The following is a 1,542-nucleotide window of genomic DNA, read 5'->3' as shown; positions in this document are numbered from 1 at the left end:
TTCTTACGATTAGTCAAGTATATTTAAGTTATTTCTTTTATTTTAATGAATTAGTTTTAGAAGGGAGGGGTACCCCTCCCTTCTAAAACTAATTTTTTCATGCCGAAAAAACCTAACGATTTTTATTTTTTTCGAAAGGTCTATATGATATAGTTGTATTACGTTTTATTACGATTTCTGAGCTGGTAGTGCGGACTCATAATCGTATAGGATTCCTCGTGTTAATAACTGAAAGGTCACTTTCAAAAATTTATTAACACAAGCTATCATCGCAACCTTATGAGGCTTTCTCTGAGGTTGCTTTTTTAATTTATAATAGTAATCCGCAAAATGATTGGGTTTTTCTTTTAACATAAGCATCCCTTGTATCATGAAATATAAAATTTTTCGCAAATGTTTATTCCCACGCTTATTGATTCGGTCCCGATATTGTGTGTTGCCAGATTGATAACGCATAATATCAATTCCTGCGTATGCATTTAATTGTTTCGCATTTTTAAAACGGCGAATATCACCGATTTCACCTATCAGACGACAAGCGGTTGAATCGCCCACACCAGGAATAGAACGTAATACAAGATATTCTTGACGTTCTTTTGATAACGTCTTCATCTGTTGGACAAGCGCTTCTTTTTTATCTTTCAATTCTGCAATCCGTATGGCGTAATCCTTTACTTGATCACATCGAACATCTGTCGGTTTAATGGCTGGATAACTATTTTGCGCTGCTTCGATTAGCTCAATTGCTTTTTTCTCTGCACGAGTAAGTGAAAGGTTCTTTTTTGTATTTGCCTTTAAATGATTTTTAATTACTGTTTTTGAATGGGCTAATACAAGTGCTGGATGTGGATACAGCTGCACGATATTTAAGAATAAAGCAGAACTTGGTGTAATGAGTTTTTCAAGCTCTGGGAAGCTCATATGCAAAATCGCATGCATCCGACTTTTAAGTAAAATTATTTCTTCATCCACTTCATCGTAATAACGTGTGAGAGCTCGCATCTGTTCATAATAATCCTCTTGAACGTATGTCGTTTCACGCTCCATTTTAAAGTGTGTTTTCGCTAATTCGTGTGCATCACTTACATCCGTCTTATGACGTCGCATTTTTGCCATTTGTAGGTTCGCTTCAAGCGGGTTCATCCGACTATATGTATAACCATGATTTTTTAAAAATGCTTCTACCGATTTCGAATAGACACCAGTTGCTTCAAAGACAATTTCAGGTGCTTGTCCATCAAACTTCGTTATTTCTTCAATACGATTATGTAATCGTTCAAAATCAACTCGGGTATGATTTAGTTCACCTTCATATTCACATTGTCGATATTGATTATACATAACTACCGAACTTTTCCCTTTACTCACATCTAACGCAATGACATGATTCATCATTCTATTCTCCTTTTTAGCCAATCATAGAAGTCCTCACATTGCCTTATCGATTCCACTTTCTTATACACGATCTCTTGGACCCAACATACTAAACTGATTCATATAAGGATGTGAAGTTAGCCGGTTTTTTTTACGGACTCTCATACG

1 protein-coding gene is annotated in these 1,542 nt (G+C 35.6%); it reads right to left on the bottom strand.

Going from position 1 to position 1,542, the window contains the following annotated elements:
• Positions 1-168: 168 nt before the first annotated feature.
• On the bottom strand, positions 169-1,392 hold the full coding sequence (locus D8M03_RS17510; RefSeq protein ID WP_121216054.1) for an IS110 family RNA-guided transposase: 1,224 nt from the start codon (positions 1,390-1,392) through the stop codon (positions 169-171).
• Between the last annotated feature and the right edge of the window lie 150 nt (positions 1,393-1,542).

The sequence above is a fragment of the Ureibacillus endophyticus genome (genome assembly GCF_003628435.1).
In the GTDB taxonomy this organism is placed as follows: domain Bacteria; phylum Bacillota; class Bacilli; order Bacillales_A; family Planococcaceae; genus Ureibacillus; species Ureibacillus endophyticus.
This window is presented reverse-complemented; position numbering and strand designations above follow the sequence as displayed.